The organism is Pseudomonas sp. FP818 (genome assembly GCF_030687335.1).
Classification (GTDB): domain Bacteria; phylum Pseudomonadota; class Gammaproteobacteria; order Pseudomonadales; family Pseudomonadaceae; genus Aquipseudomonas; species Aquipseudomonas shahriarae.
The window spans coordinates 4582921-4597746 of the sequence record NZ_CP117427.1; the positions used below are offsets into that span (position 1 = coordinate 4582921).

General features: G+C 60.8%; 11 protein-coding genes and 2 tRNA genes. 10 read left to right on the forward strand and 3 right to left on the reverse strand.

Annotated elements, in window-relative coordinates; genetic code table 11:
• Nucleotides 1-954, forward strand: a complete 954-nt coding sequence (locus PSH80_RS20785; RefSeq protein ID WP_120734054.1) for a hypothetical protein — start codon at nucleotides 1-3, stop codon at nucleotides 952-954.
• A 121-nt stretch (nucleotides 955-1075) separates the two neighbouring features.
• On the opposite strand, the gene dinB is transcribed toward PSH80_RS20785, so the two are convergent.
• Nucleotides 1076-2134 (reverse strand): DNA polymerase IV, encoded by a 1059-nt coding sequence (dinB, locus tag PSH80_RS20790; RefSeq protein WP_057958636.1) that lies wholly within the window; start codon nucleotides 2132-2134, stop codon nucleotides 1076-1078.
• A gap of 291 nt (nucleotides 2135-2425) precedes the next feature.
• On the opposite strand from dinB, the gene PSH80_RS20795 reads away from it, so the two are divergent.
• The 4 genes from PSH80_RS20795 (at nucleotide 2426) to PSH80_RS20810 (ending at nucleotide 6975) form a co-directional block, all read left to right on the forward strand.
• A tRNA-Met gene (locus tag PSH80_RS20795) sits at nucleotides 2426-2502 on the forward strand.
• Nucleotides 2503-2696: 194 nt separating this feature from the next.
• Nucleotides 2697-2773: transfer RNA gene (locus tag PSH80_RS20800), tRNA-Met, on the forward strand.
• A 279-nt stretch (nucleotides 2774-3052) separates the two neighbouring features.
• Nucleotides 3053-5695: a bifunctional lysylphosphatidylglycerol flippase/synthetase MprF gene (gene mprF / locus PSH80_RS20805; protein ID WP_305418149.1), complete on the forward strand. Its 2643-nt coding sequence runs from the start codon at nucleotides 3053-3055 to the stop codon at nucleotides 5693-5695.
• Entirely contained in the window at nucleotides 5695-6975 is a 1281-nt protein-coding gene (locus PSH80_RS20810) for a virulence factor family protein (protein WP_057958634.1), read from the forward strand. Before mprF ends, PSH80_RS20810 begins: the two co-directional genes overlap by 1 nt.
• Nucleotides 6976-7068: 93 nt before the next feature.
• Here PSH80_RS20810 and PSH80_RS20815 read toward each other — a convergent pair whose 3' ends face one another.
• Entirely contained in the window at nucleotides 7069-8187 is a 1119-nt protein-coding gene (locus tag PSH80_RS20815; protein ID WP_162947766.1) for an amidohydrolase family protein, read from the reverse strand.
• Between the two features lie 325 nt (nucleotides 8188-8512).
• Nucleotides 8513-10414 carry a potassium transporter Kup gene (locus PSH80_RS20820; protein WP_057958632.1) on the reverse strand — a complete coding sequence of 634 codons (1902 nt, stop codon included), beginning with the start codon at nucleotides 10412-10414 and terminating at the stop codon, nucleotides 8513-8515.
• Between the two features lie 308 nt (nucleotides 10415-10722).
• On the opposite strand from PSH80_RS20820, the gene rimO reads away from it, so the two are divergent.
• The 5 genes from rimO (at nucleotide 10723) to tsaA (ending at nucleotide 14703) form a co-directional block, all read left to right on the forward strand.
• Nucleotides 10723-12063, forward strand: a complete 1341-nt coding sequence (rimO, locus tag PSH80_RS20825) for a 30S ribosomal protein S12 methylthiotransferase RimO (protein WP_120734061.1) — start codon at nucleotides 10723-10725, stop codon at nucleotides 12061-12063.
• Between the two features lie 103 nt (nucleotides 12064-12166).
• A complete protein-coding gene (locus tag PSH80_RS20830) occupies nucleotides 12167-12637 on the forward strand; it encodes a GNAT family N-acetyltransferase (RefSeq protein WP_120734063.1) in 471 nt (156 codons plus the stop codon).
• A 128-nt stretch (nucleotides 12638-12765) separates the two neighbouring features.
• A complete protein-coding gene (locus PSH80_RS20835) occupies nucleotides 12766-13476 on the forward strand; it encodes an rRNA pseudouridine synthase (protein ID WP_120734065.1) in 711 nt (236 codons plus the stop codon).
• Nucleotides 13477-13542: 66 nt separating this feature from the next.
• Entirely contained in the window at nucleotides 13543-14004 is a 462-nt protein-coding gene (locus PSH80_RS20840) for a DUF1456 family protein (protein ID WP_057439364.1), read from the forward strand.
• A 3-nt stretch (nucleotides 14005-14007) separates the two neighbouring features.
• Nucleotides 14008-14703, forward strand: a complete 696-nt coding sequence (gene tsaA, locus PSH80_RS20845; protein WP_120734068.1) for a tRNA (N6-threonylcarbamoyladenosine(37)-N6)-methyltransferase TrmO — start codon at nucleotides 14008-14010, stop codon at nucleotides 14701-14703.
• Nucleotides 14704-14826 lie beyond the last annotated feature (123 nt).

Genomic DNA, 14826 nt, shown 5'->3' on the forward strand with positions numbered 1-14826 from the left:
ATGTTCAAGCGAAACACCAAAGCCCTGGGGGGCGCCGCCTTGTGCGGCGCCCTGCTGGTCAGCGGCTGCGCCAATCAAATGTCGCAGCGTAGCGAGCACGAGGAACGGATCGAGCGCAAGTTGCTCGACCACAGCCTGCAGATTGATGTCGGCGAACCCAAAGTACTTGAGCTGCCGCAACGCCGCGTGCGTATTCATGAACAGCGGACTTTCGAAGTCACTGAGTTTGAAGTCACGCGCCACTATGATCGCTACACGCCCTACCAGCCCTGGCGCGAACTCTATGAGATCCCGCTGGGTGCCGTGGCAGTAGTCGCGGGCGCCGGGGCCAACGTGGCGAACATCTTTGCCCTGGGCAACCTGCCCGACAGCATGACCCATGACTGGATCAGTTACGGCGTGGCCGGGCTCAACCCGTTCATGAACGTGCAGTCACACGGCCGGGCGCAGCAGAACCTGGCAGGCATCGACGAAATCCAGCGTGACCGCCGCCTGGAGTACACCAGCCTGCCGTGGAGCGAGCGACCGGTGCAGGTCAAGGCCGGCAAGCAGACCCACGAGATGACCACCGACCGCAATGGCGTCCTGCGCCTGAACCTGCTGGACAGCCCGTTTGCCGAGCAGGACCTGAGCCAGGTCCGCACCTTGCGGATCAGCATTGAAGATGCCCAGGACGACGTGCACTCGGACTCATCCCTGGCCATCAGCACCACTTTGCGCGGCAAGCTGCTGGAAGCCCATACCTTGATCTACGACGACCTGGAGGATGACGAAGTCAGCCAATGGGTGCATCGGGTCAAGCGCTTGTCGGAACTGGGCCTGGAAGAAGAAGCCAGCGAACTGGAACAGAGCCTGATTGAACTGACGCGCAATGATCCGGAGTTGCAGCAGGAGTTTCTCAAGGCACTGACCCAGGATGGCGGCCGGCTGGTGGCTGATCCGGGAACCCGCTGAGGCAACACTCAATGTAGAAGCGGGCTTGCCCGCGATAGCGGAGTGTCAGGTTAGATATATTCGACTGACCCACTGCCATCGCGGGCAAGCCCGCTCCCACATAAGGCCCACCTCCAGCCGTCTACCAGGACAGTTCCAGCTGTTCATTGCCCATGCTCAAATCGAGCAAGCGCACACCAATCCCCAGCAATCGCACCGGCTTACCCCCACGATTGAACGCCTGGGTCAGCAACTGCCGGTAACTCTCCAGGTCTCGCCCTGCCCCCGCCTGTTCCAGGGTGGTCTGGGTAAAATCATGGAACTTCACTTTGACGAAGGGTTTACCCGGCCGATAACTGCTGTCGATACGCTGCATGCGCCCGGCCAGGGTCTCCATCAGCTCAGGGAGTTTTTCCAGGCAACTGGGCAGGTCCGGTAGATCGACATCGTAGGTATTCTCTACGCTGATGGATTGCCGGCGGCTGTCGTTATGCACCGCACGATCATCAATCCCACGCGCCAGACTCCATAACCGCTCACCGAAACTGCCGAATTCCCGCACCAGCGCCAACTTGTTCCACTCGCGCAGTTGCAGGCAGTCCTCTATTCCCAGCCGCGCCAGTTTTTCAGCAGTGACCTTGCCGACGCCATGCAACTTGCTCACGGGCAGCGCCGAAACAAAGTCCTCCACCTGATCCGGGGTGATCACAAACAGTCCATTGGGCTTTTTCCAGTCGCTGGCGATCTTGGCCAGGAACTTGTTCGGCGCCACCCCCGCAGAAACCGTGATATGCAACTGATTGGAGACCCGCCGACGGATATCCTGGGCAATACGCGTGGCGCTGCCGCCGAAATGCGCGCAATCGGAAACATCCAGATAGGCTTCGTCCAGCGACAACGGTTCGATCAGATCGGTGTATTCACGGAAAATCGTGTGGATTTCTTTCGATGCTTCTTTATAGGCATCCATACGCGGCTTGACGATGGTCAGGTCGGGGCACAGTTTCAACGCATGGCGCGAGGACATGGCCGACCGCACGCCGTAGGCCCGCGCCTCGTAATTGCAGGTGGCGATCACCCCGCGCCGGTCCGCCGAGCCACCTACCGCCAGGGGCTTTTGCGCCAGGCTCGGGTTATCCCGCATTTCGATGGCAGCGTAGAAGCAGTCACAGTCGACGTGGATGATTTTGCGCTGCGTCATATAAAGAGAGGCGTGATCAGGACATAAAGTGGACGGATCGCCAGTATCGCATTCACACCTGTATATAGCACCAGTACTTTGAATCATCTGACAAAGCGGTAGGAAAAAGCCCGGATGAATTTATTTTCTCAATCGAAGAACACGCCCCAATAGAGCTGGAAGCCACGGCCTGACTGGCCGCAAACCCTTCCAGCAGTTGATTTGGAGAGCTAAGCGATTGAAGCACAAGCGCTTTTCTTTGAATCCGTGGTTGACACAGTGTCATTCCTCTGTAGAATGCCGACACACAGACGCGGGATGGAGCAGTCTGGTAGCTCGTCGGGCTCATAACCCGAAGGTCGTCGGTTCAAATCCGGCTCCCGCAACCAAACATCAAGAAAGGCTACTCGAAAGAGTGGCCTTTTTTGTGCGCGCAGGTTTTTGCCCTGCCGCCGGATGCAATATGCCGACGCAGTGAAAAGTCGTGTTCAATCGAGCACTTAGGCTAATTTGCAGTTATTTGGCCCTTTATGCCATTAACGGTTGACACCTCGTCGTTGCGCTGTAGAATGCCGCCCACAGACGCGGGATGGAGCAGTCTGGTAGCTCGTCGGGCTCATAACCCGAAGGTCGTCGGTTCAAATCCGGCTCCCGCAACCAAACATCAAGAAAGGCTACTCGAAAGAGTGGCCTTTTTTGTGTCTGACTGAAAAGTTCTTTTGAAACAATGGCATGGCATCTTTCAGGAAACCGCTCATGGGTTTCGGACTCCATCCAATTGCAGGCCATGCTCGAGTGCCGAGCACACCCTTGCGCGACCAATGGACGCTGTCGCCGGCCCCGGTGATCCGCGTTACTATTTGTAATTATTTTGTACATAGGGATTGGTAACTTGGCTGGATACCCCCATCCTGTCGCGCACAATCCACGAGGTGATTGATGCGCGCCAATTCGTCTGAACCACAAGACACTGTCACAGCCACACAACCGATCACCCCCACCCGTCTGCGCTGGCTGGATCGGTTGAGCAAGTATCGTCAACCCATTGGGCTGGCAGTCACTTTGCTGCTGTTTACCATTGCCTTGATCGCTTGCCGCCACTTGCTCCTGGAGCTGGATCTTTACGCCCTCCACGACTCGATCCTGGAGGTGCCGCAGCCCGCCTTGCTGGGCGCCTTCGCCGCCGCGATCGCCGGTTTCATCATTCTATTGGGCTACGAATTTTCCGGCGCACGCTACGCCGGGGTAAAACTGCCGGCCAAGACTTTGGCCTATGGCGGCTTTACCGCGTTCGCCATTGGCAATGCGATTGGCCTGTCGATGCTGTCCGGCGGCTCGGTGCGCTACCGCTTATATGCACGGCATGGCATCGGGGCTTCGGAAGTTGCCCGGATGACGGTGTTTGCCAGCCTGGCCCTGGGTTGTGCCCTACCGCCGCTCGCCGCCCTGGCCACCCTCAGCAACCTGCCCGCCGCCTCCAATGCCCTGCACTTACCCGCAACGTTGCTCGGCGGGATCGCCGGTGCGGTGCTATTGCTCTCGGTCGTACTGTGTATCGGGATTTATCGCCGTCGACTGCCAGAACAACCCTACCCCGACAACCTTCTGGTCCGGGCCGGCCGCCGCACCTTGCGCCTGCCAGGACGCCGACTGACCTTCCTGCAATTGATCATCACCGCCCTGGACGTCGCCGCTGCCGCTACCGTGCTTTATCTGCTGCTGCCAGAAGCGCCGCCATTCGGTCCGTTCCTGCTGGTTTACCTGCTGGCGCTTGCCGCCGGTGTCCTGAGCCATGTACCAGGCGGCGTCGGGGTATTCGAAGCGATCCTGCTGGCCGCATTTGCCGACACGCTCGGCGCCGCGCCGCTGGCCGCCGCACTGCTGCTGTACCGCATGATCTACGTGGTGCTGCCGCTGTTGATCGCATGCATCTTCCTACTGATCAGCGAGGCTCAGCGTCTGTTCCAGACCCAGCAGAGCCTGCGGGTGGCCTCGGGCCTCGCGGCACCGGTGTTGGCCGTGCTGGTTTTTTTGTCCGGGGTGGTGCTGCTGTTCTCCGGCGCCACCCCGGAAATCGACTCACGCCTGGAAAACATCGGCTTCCTGATTCCCCACCGCCTGATTGACGCCTCGCACTTTGGCGCCAGCCTGATCGGCGTGCTGTGCCTGTTGCTGGCCCAGGGCCTGCGTCGACGCCTGTCGGCAGCCTGGATGCTGACCATGGTGCTGCTGCTGGTGGGCGCCCTGCTCTCACTGCTCAAAGGCTTCGACTGGGAAGAAGCCAGCCTGATGACCACCACCGCCGTGCTGCTGGCGATCTTCCGGCGCTCGTTCTACCGCGCCAGCCGCCTGACCGAGTTGCCGTTCTCGCCGCTGTATCTGGTGGCCAGCGTCTGCGTGCTCGGTGCGTCGATCTGGCTGCTGCTGTTTGCCTATCAGGATGTGCCTTATAGCCATCAACTGTGGTGGCAGTTCACCCTCGACGCCAACGCCCCGCGTGGCCTGCGCTCGCTGCTGGGCGCCGCAATCCTGTTGGTGATTGTCTCGCTGACCTGGCTGTTGCGCACCGCACGCCCGGTGATCCACCTGCCGAGCGCCGATGAGCTGGAGCGGGCCACCAAGATCCTGATGGCCTCGTCGCAACCCGACGGCGGCCTGGCCCTGACCGGCGACAAGGCCCTGCTGTTCCACCCCAACGACGAAGCCTTCCTGATGTATGCCCGCCGTGGCCGTAGCCTGGTGGCGCTGTACGACCCGATCGGCCCGACCCAGCCAAGGGCCGAGATGATCTGGCAGTTCCGCGACCTGTGCGATATCCATCACGCCCGCCCGGTGTTCTACCAGGTGCGCGCAGAGAACCTGCCCTTCTATATGGATATCGGCCTGACGGCGATCAAGCTGGGCGAAGAAGCCCGGGTCGATCTCAAGCGCTTTGACCTGGAAGCCAAGGGCAAGGAGATGAAGGACCTGCGCTACACCTGGAACCGCGGGACGCGGGACGGCCTGTCTCTGGAAATCTTCGAGCCGGGGCAGGCGCCCATGGACGCGCTGAAAGTCATTTCCGATGCCTGGCTGACCGGCAAGAACGTGCGGGAAAAGGGCTTCTCCCTCGGCCGTTTCAGCGATGAATACCTCAAGCATTTTCGCATCGCGGTGATTCGCTTCGAGGGGCAGCCGGTGGCCTTCGCCAACCTGCTGGAGACCTACAGCCATGACCTGGCCAGCCTGGACCTGATGCGCGCGCACCCCGACGCACCAAAGCTGACCATGGAGTTCATGATGGTCGGCTTGATCCAGCATTATAAAAGCCACAACTATGCACGCTTCAGCCTCGGCATGGTGCCGTTGTCGGGCCTGCAACCGCGTCGTGGCGCACCGCTGACCCAGCGCCTGGGCTCGATGGTATTCCGCCGTGGCGAGCAACTGTATAACTTCCAAGGTTTGCGCCGCTTCAAAGACAAGTTCCAGCCTGACTGGGAACCTCGCTACATGGCCGTGCCCGCAGGACTTGATCCGCTGGTGGCACTGGCCGATACCGCCGCCCTGATCGCAGGCGGCTTGACTGGATTGGTGAAACGCTGATGATTCGACGCTCCTGGCGGTATGTATTGGCAGGTCTGGTGGTGCTGGCCCTGATCCTCGGTGGCGGCTACTGGTACTGGAATCGCCCTGCCCCCCAACCGACCCTGGAACAGTTGCCCCAGGCCGACGGCTCGAGCATGACCCGCGTAACACCGGGTACCCCCACCAAGGCCCGCGTAGCGGTCGCCGTGATGGCCGACGCCAGCCTGACCGATAATCAACTGATTGCCTTGAGCCAGGGCGGCAGCGCGCAGATCGTGCAAGTGATCCTGCCCAAGGAAGACTGCAAACTGCAGGAACAAGCCCTGCAAGCGGCGCTGGGCCAACTCAAGGGCCCGGCCACCCTGGTCAGCGGCATCGGCCCTGGCGCCGGCCTGGCCTGGCGCTGGCTGGCGACGCAGAACGACGACAAGGCCAACGCCATCTCGGTGGGCTTTGCCCTGGTCCAGGAAGGTTGCACGGACCCACTGCCCAAGACCGCCGCCCACGGCAACTGGCTGGTGGCCTGGAACGACAACCCCGACGACGAAAGCGCCAGTTTCGTACGCGACACCCCGCGTGCCACCACCAGCATCAGCGACTACGACATCAACTACCCGCAAGTGCTGAACAATGAACTGCGCAAGCAACTGGTGGGCTCGGACAATGGCGGCCTGGCGATCCCGGTGGTCGAAGTACCGGCCGGCCAGGCCAAGGACACCGTGACCCTGTTCCTCTCCGGCGACGGCGGCTGGCGCGACCTGGACCGCGACGTGGCCGGCGAGATGGCGAAGATCGGCTACCCGGTGGTCGGCGTCGACACCCTGCGCTACTACTGGCAGCACAAAAGCCCGGAACAGAGCGCCAAAGACCTGACCGAACTGATGCAGCACTACCGGCAGAAATGGGGCACCAAACGCTTTGTGCTGACGGGTTACTCGTTCGGTGCCGATGTACTGCCAGCTATCTACAACCGCCTGCCGGAAGCCGAACAGCAGCGGGTCGACGCCATTATCCTGCTGGCCTTTGCCCGCACCGGCAGCTTCGAGATCGAAGTGGAAGGCTGGCTGGGCAACGCCGGCAAGGAAGCCGCCACCGGCCCGGAAATGGCCAAGCTGCCAGCGGCCAAAGTGGTGTGCATCTACGGTGAGGAAGAAGTCGATGAGAGCGGCTGCACCGACAAGACCGCCGTGGGCGAAGCCATGAAGCTACCGGGCGGCCATCACTTCGACGAGAACTACCCGGCATTGGCCAAGCGCCTGGTGGATATCATCGAGAAGCGTCAGGTCAAGGCAGAGTAACGTCTGCTCCTACCGTAGATCCCATTGCAGGTTAATCGCCGTACAACAAAAAGCCCTCGCTGCCTCACGGTAACGAGGGCTTTTTAGTGGGCCTCAGCGCACCGCTGCCGACGGTCCGGAAAGATCCCACACATCATCCTGCGCGTGACTGGCCTCCCAGGCTCGCACCTTGCGCCGCGCTTCATCAAACAGACGCACGTAGTTGCCGTGACTGATTTTTTCCGCGACATCAGGTGGCAGTCGACTGAACAGCGGTCGGATCAACTCGGGAAGCGCCAGGTATTGCTCGACCGTGAGGCGCTGGCCAGGTACCACCTTGTCCGGCAACTCTAGCGTGTTCTTGCTGAACATCACGGTATCGGAGCCCCATAACACCCGGCTGCTGTACTGATTGAAAAAGCCGATCCACTCATTGACGGGCGGCATGCCAGGTCCGGGGTGAATAATATTTTCCTGGACCAGATCCCAGGAAATATCCACTACCCATGCCGGGCAGCTGTCGAGAATACGAGCAACGGTCTTCAAGTGGGTGGACGTCGGTTTTACATAGCGCCCCAGCCCGGTGTGCGCCCAGATCACCGAAGCACTGGGGGCCGCGCTGCACAAATGCTTGAGGGCCGCCTCATAGGTCCGGCCAGGGAAGACATCCTCCACCGTACCGTCGTAGTTGACTTCGGTCTGGTACAAGTCGTTGTGTAGCGTCACGACCAGACCGGTCTCTTCGGCCACCTTCAGCAGATCTACCAGGGACTGGGCATACAGCGACATCGTGCCTTTCTTATCGAGGTCAGCGGGTAGCGGCACGGTGGCAGTGCTGCGGATGGTCTCGCCGGCGATCTTGCGTGACACCAACTCCTTGTGCACCGTGAACTCACCGATACCGGCAAACGCCCCCGGAAAGGTCAGCAGCACCCGCTTGATGTGCTGGGCCCCATACCGGTCCATGGGGTTGAAGCCGGTAATCATAAGGTCCAGCCGCCCCTGATCCGCCGCTGACAACTGCAGGTACTCCCTGGCATACATCGCGTCCGCGAAGGCGTAATAGTACAAGTCCGCCTTGGGGCCGATGTAGTAGTTGGCGCCATACAAACGACCGGAAGGGTCCATCACCTGATAGTGTTCAAAACTGTCCCAGCGCTGCTGCAACGGCAGCGGCATCACCACCGAACGGACCACACTGGCCGATAAATAGTCTGACAGTAGGGTTTTCAACGAAACGCCCTGATAGGCGTAATTGGAAGGGTGGAAGTGAGCGTCGGCAAAGGGCAAAGCCTGGGGGACGACGGGCGGTATATCAATGCTGCTGGACGAACAACCTACAACTAAAAGCGTGATGCCTGACACCAATCCTGAGAGCGTGCGCTTCATCTTTGGCTTCCCCTAGTAAGTGGATCCTCATGGGCCAGACGACAAACTTGGATAAAAAGACGTTAGCACACCCCCCAGGCTTTAAAAGGCGATGATTCAACCAAGGATCGACAGGCCAAAAAAAACCGCGATGGCATACAGCCCATCGCGGTTCTGTTTTCAACACGGCCTACATTTCTACCTGGGTGCCCAACTCAATCACCCGGTTCACCGGCAGCTTGAAGAAGCGCAGGTTGCCATTGGCGTTCTTCAGCATGAAAGCAAACAACCCTTCACGCCAGCGCGCCATGCCTTCGAGCTTGGAGGCGATGACCGTCTCGCGGCTGAGGAAGTAGGTGGTGCGCATGGGGCTGAAGTCCAGGTCGTCCAGATGGCACAGCTTCAGGGCTTCGGGTACGTCCGGCTCATCGGTAAAGCCAAAGTGCAGGATCACGCGGAAGAAACCGTCGCCATAGGAATCCACCTCGAAGCGGCGCTGGGCCGGGACGCGCGGGATATCTTCATAGACCACCGTAAGCAGCACCACCTGCTCGTGCAGCACCTGGTTATGCAACAGGTTATGCAGCAAGGCATGGGGCACCGCGTCCGGGCGGGCGGTGAGGAACACCGCCGTGCCCTGCACGCGATGGGGCGGCTGGACGCGGATGCTGCTGATAAAGATCGGCAGCGGCAGCCCGCCCTCGTCCAGGCGCTCCACCAGTAATTGCTTGCCGCGCTTCCAGGTGGTCATCAGCACAAACAGCACGATCCCCGCCAATACCGGGAACGCACCGCCCTGCACTACCTTCGGCACGTTGGCCGCAAAGAACAGGCCATCCACCAGCAAAAAGCCCAGCAACACCGGGACTGCCAGGACCGGCGGCCATTTCCACAGCAGCAGCATCACCGCGGAGACGAGGATCGTGGTCATCAGCATGGTTCCGGTCACGGCCACCCCGTAGGCCGAGGCCAGGGCGCCCGAAGACTCGAAGCCCAGCACCAGCAGGATCACGCCAACCATCAGCGACCAGTTCACCGCGCCAATGTAGATCTGGCCTTGCTCGGCGCTGGAGGTGTGCTGGATATGCATGCGCGGGATGTAACCAAGCTGGATTGCCTGGCGCGTCAACGAGAACGCACCGGAAATCACCGCCTGGGAAGCAATCACCGTGGCCAGGGTGGACAAGCCCACCAGCGGCAGCAGTGCCCAGCTTGGCGCCAGCAGGTAGAACGGGTTGCGCGCGGCCTCGGGGTCACCCAGCAGCATCGCGCCCTGGCCAAAATAGTTGAGCACCAGGGCCGGCAGCACCAGGATAAACCAGGCGCGGGCAATGGGTTTGCGGCCGAAATGGCCCATGTCGGCATACAGCGCTTCGGCACCGGTCAAGGCCAGCACCACGGCGCCGAGGATCGCCACGCCGATACCCGGGTGGACCATGAAGAAGCGCACGCCCCACATCGGGTTCATCGCGTTGAGCACTTCAGGGTGCTGGACGATGCCATAGATACCCAGGCCACCCAGCACCAAAAACCAGGTGACCATCACCGGCCCGAACAGCTTGCCGATGCGGTCGGTGCCATGTTTCTGGATCAGGAACAGCCCCACCAGCACCACCAGCGCCACGGGCACGACCCAATGCTTCAGGCCGTCGAACGCCAGTTCCAGGCCCTCGATGGCCGACAACACGGAAATCGCCGGGGTGATCATGCTGTCGCCATAGAACAACGCCGCACCGCACAGGCCGCACACCACCAGGAAACTGCGCAGCCGCGGGTGATTGCCCGCCGCCCGTCGGGCCAGCGCCGTCAGAGCCATGATGCCGCCCTCGCCCTGGTTGTCGGCGCGCAGCACGAACAACATGTACTTGATGGACACCACCCAGATCAGCGACCAGAAAATCAGCGCCAGGATCCCCAGCACGCCGTCATGATTGACCTGGACCCCGTAATTGCCGGAAAACACCTCTTTAAGGGTGTAGAGCGGGCTGGTGCCGATATCGCCATAAACCACCCCGACCGCGGCCACCAACATGCCGATTGGCTTTGCGCTGGAGTGCCCGGCACCTGCCGCCTGACTATTTACCTGACCCATCAACCACTCCCGCCCTTTTGACCTGAGGTCTTCTATAAGCAGCACAGCTATACACTTAAGCCCAACGCCAAGCTATACACAGCGTGTACTGCTGTACTTCTAGTAACAGATTATTTGTTGACTACCGATCTACCCCGATGCAACGGCGCGCAGCATAACGCAGCACTCGTCGTATTTCCCTGCATAAAGCTGGTCAAGCGCGTTTCCCGTCGCTAGAATTGCGCACTTTTTGATCAGAGGCACATCAAGTGCCCATCCGTTGCCCTGTCGTGCCCGACTGGCGGCGTCATTCAATACCGAGGTTAGACATGTCCACCACCATCGCAAAAGCCAACCCAAAGGTTGGCTTTGTTTCCCTGGGTTGCCCGAAGGCTCTGGTCGACTCCGAGCGCATCCTCACGCAACTGCGCATGGAAGGCTACGACGTTGTGTCCACCTACCAGGACGCTGACGTGGTGGTGGTCAACACCTGTGGCTTCATTGACTCGGCCAAGGCAGAGTCCCTGGAAGTGATCGGCGAAGCCATCAAGGAAAACGGCAAGGTCATCGTCACCGGCTGCATGGGCGTGGAAGAAGGCAATATCCGCAACGTGCACCCAAGCGTGCTGGCGGTGACCGGTCCGCAGCAGTACGAGCAGGTGGTCAACGCCGTGCACGATGTGGTGCCGCCGCGCCAGGACCACAACCCGCTGATCGACCTGGTGCCACCCCAGGGCATCAAGCTGACCCCGCGTCACTATGCGTACCTGAAGATTTCCGAAGGCTGCAACCACAGTTGCAGCTTCTGCATCATCCCGTCGATGCGCGGCAAGCTGGTCAGCCGCCCGGTGGGCGATGTACTGGACGAGGCCCAGCGTCTGGTCAAGTCCGGGGTCAAAGAGCTGCTGGTGATCTCCCAGGACACCAGTGCCTACGGCGTCGACGTGAAGTACCGCACCGGTTTCTGGAACGGCGCGCCGGTGAAAACCCGCATGACCGAACTGTGCGAAGCCCTGAGCAGCCTGGGTGTGTGGGTGCGCCTGCACTACGTGTACCCGTACCCGCACGTCGACGAACTGATCCCGTTGATGGCCGCCGGCAAGATCCTGCCGTACCTGGACATCCCGTTCCAGCACGCCAGCCCCAAAGTGCTCAAGGCCATGAAACGCCCGGCCTTCGAAGACAAGACCCTGGCGCGGATCAAGAACTGGCGCGAGATCTGCCCGGACCTGATCATCCGCTCGACCTTTATCGTGGGCTTCCCCGGCGAAACCGAAGAAGACTTCCAGTACCTGCTGGACTGGCTGACCGAAGCCCAACTGGACCGCGTCGGCTGCTTCCAGTACTCGCCGGTGGAAGGTGCCCCGGCCAACCTGCTGGACCTGGCGGTGGTGCCGGATGACGTCAAGCAGGAGCGTTGGGAGCGTTTCATGGCCCATCAACAAGCCATCAGCTCGGCCCGCCTGCAACTGCGCATCGGCAAGGAAATCGAAGTGCTGATCGACGAAGTGGACGAGCAAGGCGCGGTCGGCCGCTGCTTCTTCGACGCGCCGGAAATCGACGGCAATGTATTTATCGACGATGCCAGCGGCCTCAAGCCCGGCGACAAGGTCTGGTGCACGGTCACCGACGCCGACGAGTACGACCTCTGGGCGCAAAAACGCGACTAAGCGGTAAAAAATTGAAAAAGCCCTGCTTCTGGACAAGATGCGGGGCTTTTTTAGGTCTATCGTTTGCCCCATCACCGCCAACAAGCAGCAAGGAGCAGCGGGCATGGACCAGCACTCGGTTATCCACACCCCGAAAACCAGCGACTATCCGGAATTGACCCGGATCTGGGAGGCCTCGGTGCGAGCCACCCATGACTTCCTGCCGGATAGCTACATTGAGCGCCTGAGACACCTGGTGCTGACGCGCTACCTGGATGCCGTGATGTTGATCTGCACCAAGGACGCGCGCCAGCGGATCACCGGGTTTGCCGGCGTTGCGGCGGGCAAGGTGGAAATGCTGTTTATCGACCCGCACTACCGGGGCCAGGGGCTGGGGCAGCAGTTGCTGCAGTATGCGGTTACGTCGATGAATGCCGATGAACTGGACGTCAACGAACAAAACCCCCAGGCCCTGGGCTTCTACCTCAAGCAGGGTTTTGAAGTGATCGGGCGCACCGAGCATGACGGCATGGGCCAGCCCTATCCGTTGCTGCATATGCGTTTGCGCCAGGTGCAGCAAACACGCAGCGGCTGACACAGCCCAAATCAAATGTTGGCGCTGGCTTGCCTGCGCCCACAAAAAGCAACTGCGGCGAAATGGGGCCGGGATTAACCGGCTCCAGGCAGGTACAATAGCCGCCCCCTTTTGTTACGGCCCTTGTCATGACTGACCCCATACGCCTCTCCAAACGCCTTATCGAACTGGTCGGTTGCTCCCGTCGGGAGGCCGAGCTGTTCATCGAAGGCGGCTGGGTCTCGGTAGATGGCGAAGTGATTGATGAGCCACAGCTCAAGGTCACGACACAAAAAGTCGAACTTGATCCCGAGGCCAAGGCCACGGCTCCAGAGCCTGTGACTATCCTGTTTCATGCACCGGTTGGTGTGGATGTCGACAGCGCGATGCAGTCCCTGAGCGCCGAAACCCTGTCTGAAGAGCACCGCTTCAGCAAGCGCCCGCTCAAGGGCCACTTCCTGCGCCTGACCGCCAGCGCCGATCTGCAGGCCAAGGCCAGCGGCCTGTTGGTGTTTACCCAGGACTGGAAAATCCTGCGCAAGCTGACGGCCGATGCCGCCAAGATCGAGCAGGAGTATGTGGTTGAGGTCTCCGGCGACGTGGCAGAGCACGGCCTGAACCGCCTCGCCCATGGCCTGATGTACAAAGGCAAGGAATTGCCGGCGGTCAAAGCCAGCTGGCAGAACGAGAACCGCCTGCGCTTTGCCCTGAAAAACCCGCAGCCCGGCATCATCGCCCTGTTCTGCGAAGCCATTGGCCTGAAGGTTGTGGCCATTCGCCGCATCCGCATTGGCGGCGTGTCCATCGGCAAGGTGCCGGTCGGCCAATGGCGCTACATGTCCGGCAAGGAAAAGTTCTAAGCCACCCTATTTCTCGAGATCGCCCGCCCGGGCGATGTCTACAGTCGAATACCAGGATTGCCCACCATGATTCACAACGACGTACTGCGCAGCGTGCGCTACATGCTCGACATCAGCGACAACAAGATGGTCGAGATCATCAAGATCGGCGGCATGGAAGTGTCCAAGGACGACCTGCTGACCTACCTCAAGAAAGACGAGGAAGAAGGCTTCGTGTTCTGCCCCGACGAAGTCATGGCGCACTTCCTCGATGGCCTGGTGATCTTCAAGCGCGGCAAGGACGAAAGCCGTCCCCCGCAGCCGATCGAAACCCCGGTGACCAACAACATCATCCTCAAGAAGCTGCGCGTGGCCTTCGAGCTCAAGGAAGACGACATGCACGCCATCCTCAAGGCGGCCGAGTTCCCGGTGTCCAAGCCGGAATTGAGCGCACTGTTCCGCAAGTTCGGCCACACCAACTATCGCCCGTGTGGCGACCAGTTGCTGCGTAACTTCCTCAAGGGCCTGACCCTGCGGGTTCGCGCGTAAGCCATGAACTACAACGTCTCACCCGTAGGTTTCGTGCGCTCCTGCTTCAAGGAGAAGTTCGCCATCCCGCGCCAACCCCAACTGGCGCCCGCCGCCAGGGGCTTGCTGGAGCTGGTGGCGCCGTTCGACCAGGGCGAGGCCGTACAGGGCCTGGAGCAGGTCAGCCATGTGTGGCTGCTGTTCCTGTTTCATCAGGCCCTGGAAGACAAGCCGCGCTTGAAAGTGCGCCCGCCGCGCCTGGGTGGCAACACGTCCATGGGCGTATTTGCCACCCGTGCGACCCATCGCCCCAATGGCATCGGCCAGTCGGTGGTGAAGCTGGACAAGGTGGAGCCGGGCCGGCTGTGGATTTCCGGGATCGACTTGCTCGATGGCACGCCGGTCTTGGATATCAAGCCGTATGTGCCTTATGCCGACATCATCGACACGGCCACCAACCGCATCGCAAGCAGCGCGCCACAGCTGATTCCCGTGCAGTGGCTGAAGACCGCGCTGCACCAGGCACAAGGCCACGCCCAGCGCCTTGGCGAGCCGTTGGTGGAGCTGATTGAGCAGTGCCTGGCACAGGACCCCCGGCCGGCGTATCAGACGCCAGGGCCGGAGCGCGAGTATGGTGTGCGGTTCTGGGATGTGGACGTGCGTTGGCACTATCCCGAGGCTGGGGTGATTTGCGTGCTTGAAGTGGTTGCGGCCGAATAAACGCCAAAAACAAATATGGGAGCTGGCCAGTGTGAGAGCTGGCTTGCCTGCGATATAGGCACCTCGGTGTATCAGCTACACCACGGTGATGCCATCGCAGGCAAGCCAGCTCCCCCACCGGGC

Excerpts from the sequence above, each read along its gene's own strand:
- rimO (WP_120734061.1), top strand. The coding sequence starts at position 10,723 with ATGTCCACCACCATCGCAAAAGCCAACCCAAAGGTTGGCTTTGTTTCC.
- PSH80_RS20840 (WP_057439364.1), top strand. The coding sequence starts at position 13,543 with ATGATTCACAACGACGTACTGCGCAGCGTGCGCTACATGCTCGACATC.
- tsaA (WP_120734068.1), top strand. The coding sequence starts at position 14,008 with ATGAACTACAACGTCTCACCCGTAGGTTTCGTGCGCTCCTGCTTCAAG.
- PSH80_RS20830 (WP_120734063.1), top strand. The coding sequence starts at position 12,167 with ATGGACCAGCACTCGGTTATCCACACCCCGAAAACCAGCGACTATCCG.
- PSH80_RS20785 (WP_120734054.1), top strand. The coding sequence starts at position 1 with ATGTTCAAGCGAAACACCAAAGCCCTGGGGGGCGCCGCCTTGTGCGGC.
- dinB (WP_057958636.1), bottom strand. The coding sequence starts at position 2,134 with ATGACGCAGCGCAAAATCATCCACGTCGACTGTGACTGCTTCTACGCT.
- mprF (WP_305418149.1), top strand. The coding sequence starts at position 3,053 with ATGCGCGCCAATTCGTCTGAACCACAAGACACTGTCACAGCCACACAA.
- PSH80_RS20810 (WP_057958634.1), top strand. The coding sequence starts at position 5,695 with ATGATTCGACGCTCCTGGCGGTATGTATTGGCAGGTCTGGTGGTGCTG.
- PSH80_RS20820 (WP_057958632.1), bottom strand. The coding sequence starts at position 10,414 with ATGGGTCAGGTAAATAGTCAGGCGGCAGGTGCCGGGCACTCCAGCGCA.
- PSH80_RS20835 (WP_120734065.1), top strand. The coding sequence starts at position 12,766 with ATGACTGACCCCATACGCCTCTCCAAACGCCTTATCGAACTGGTCGGT.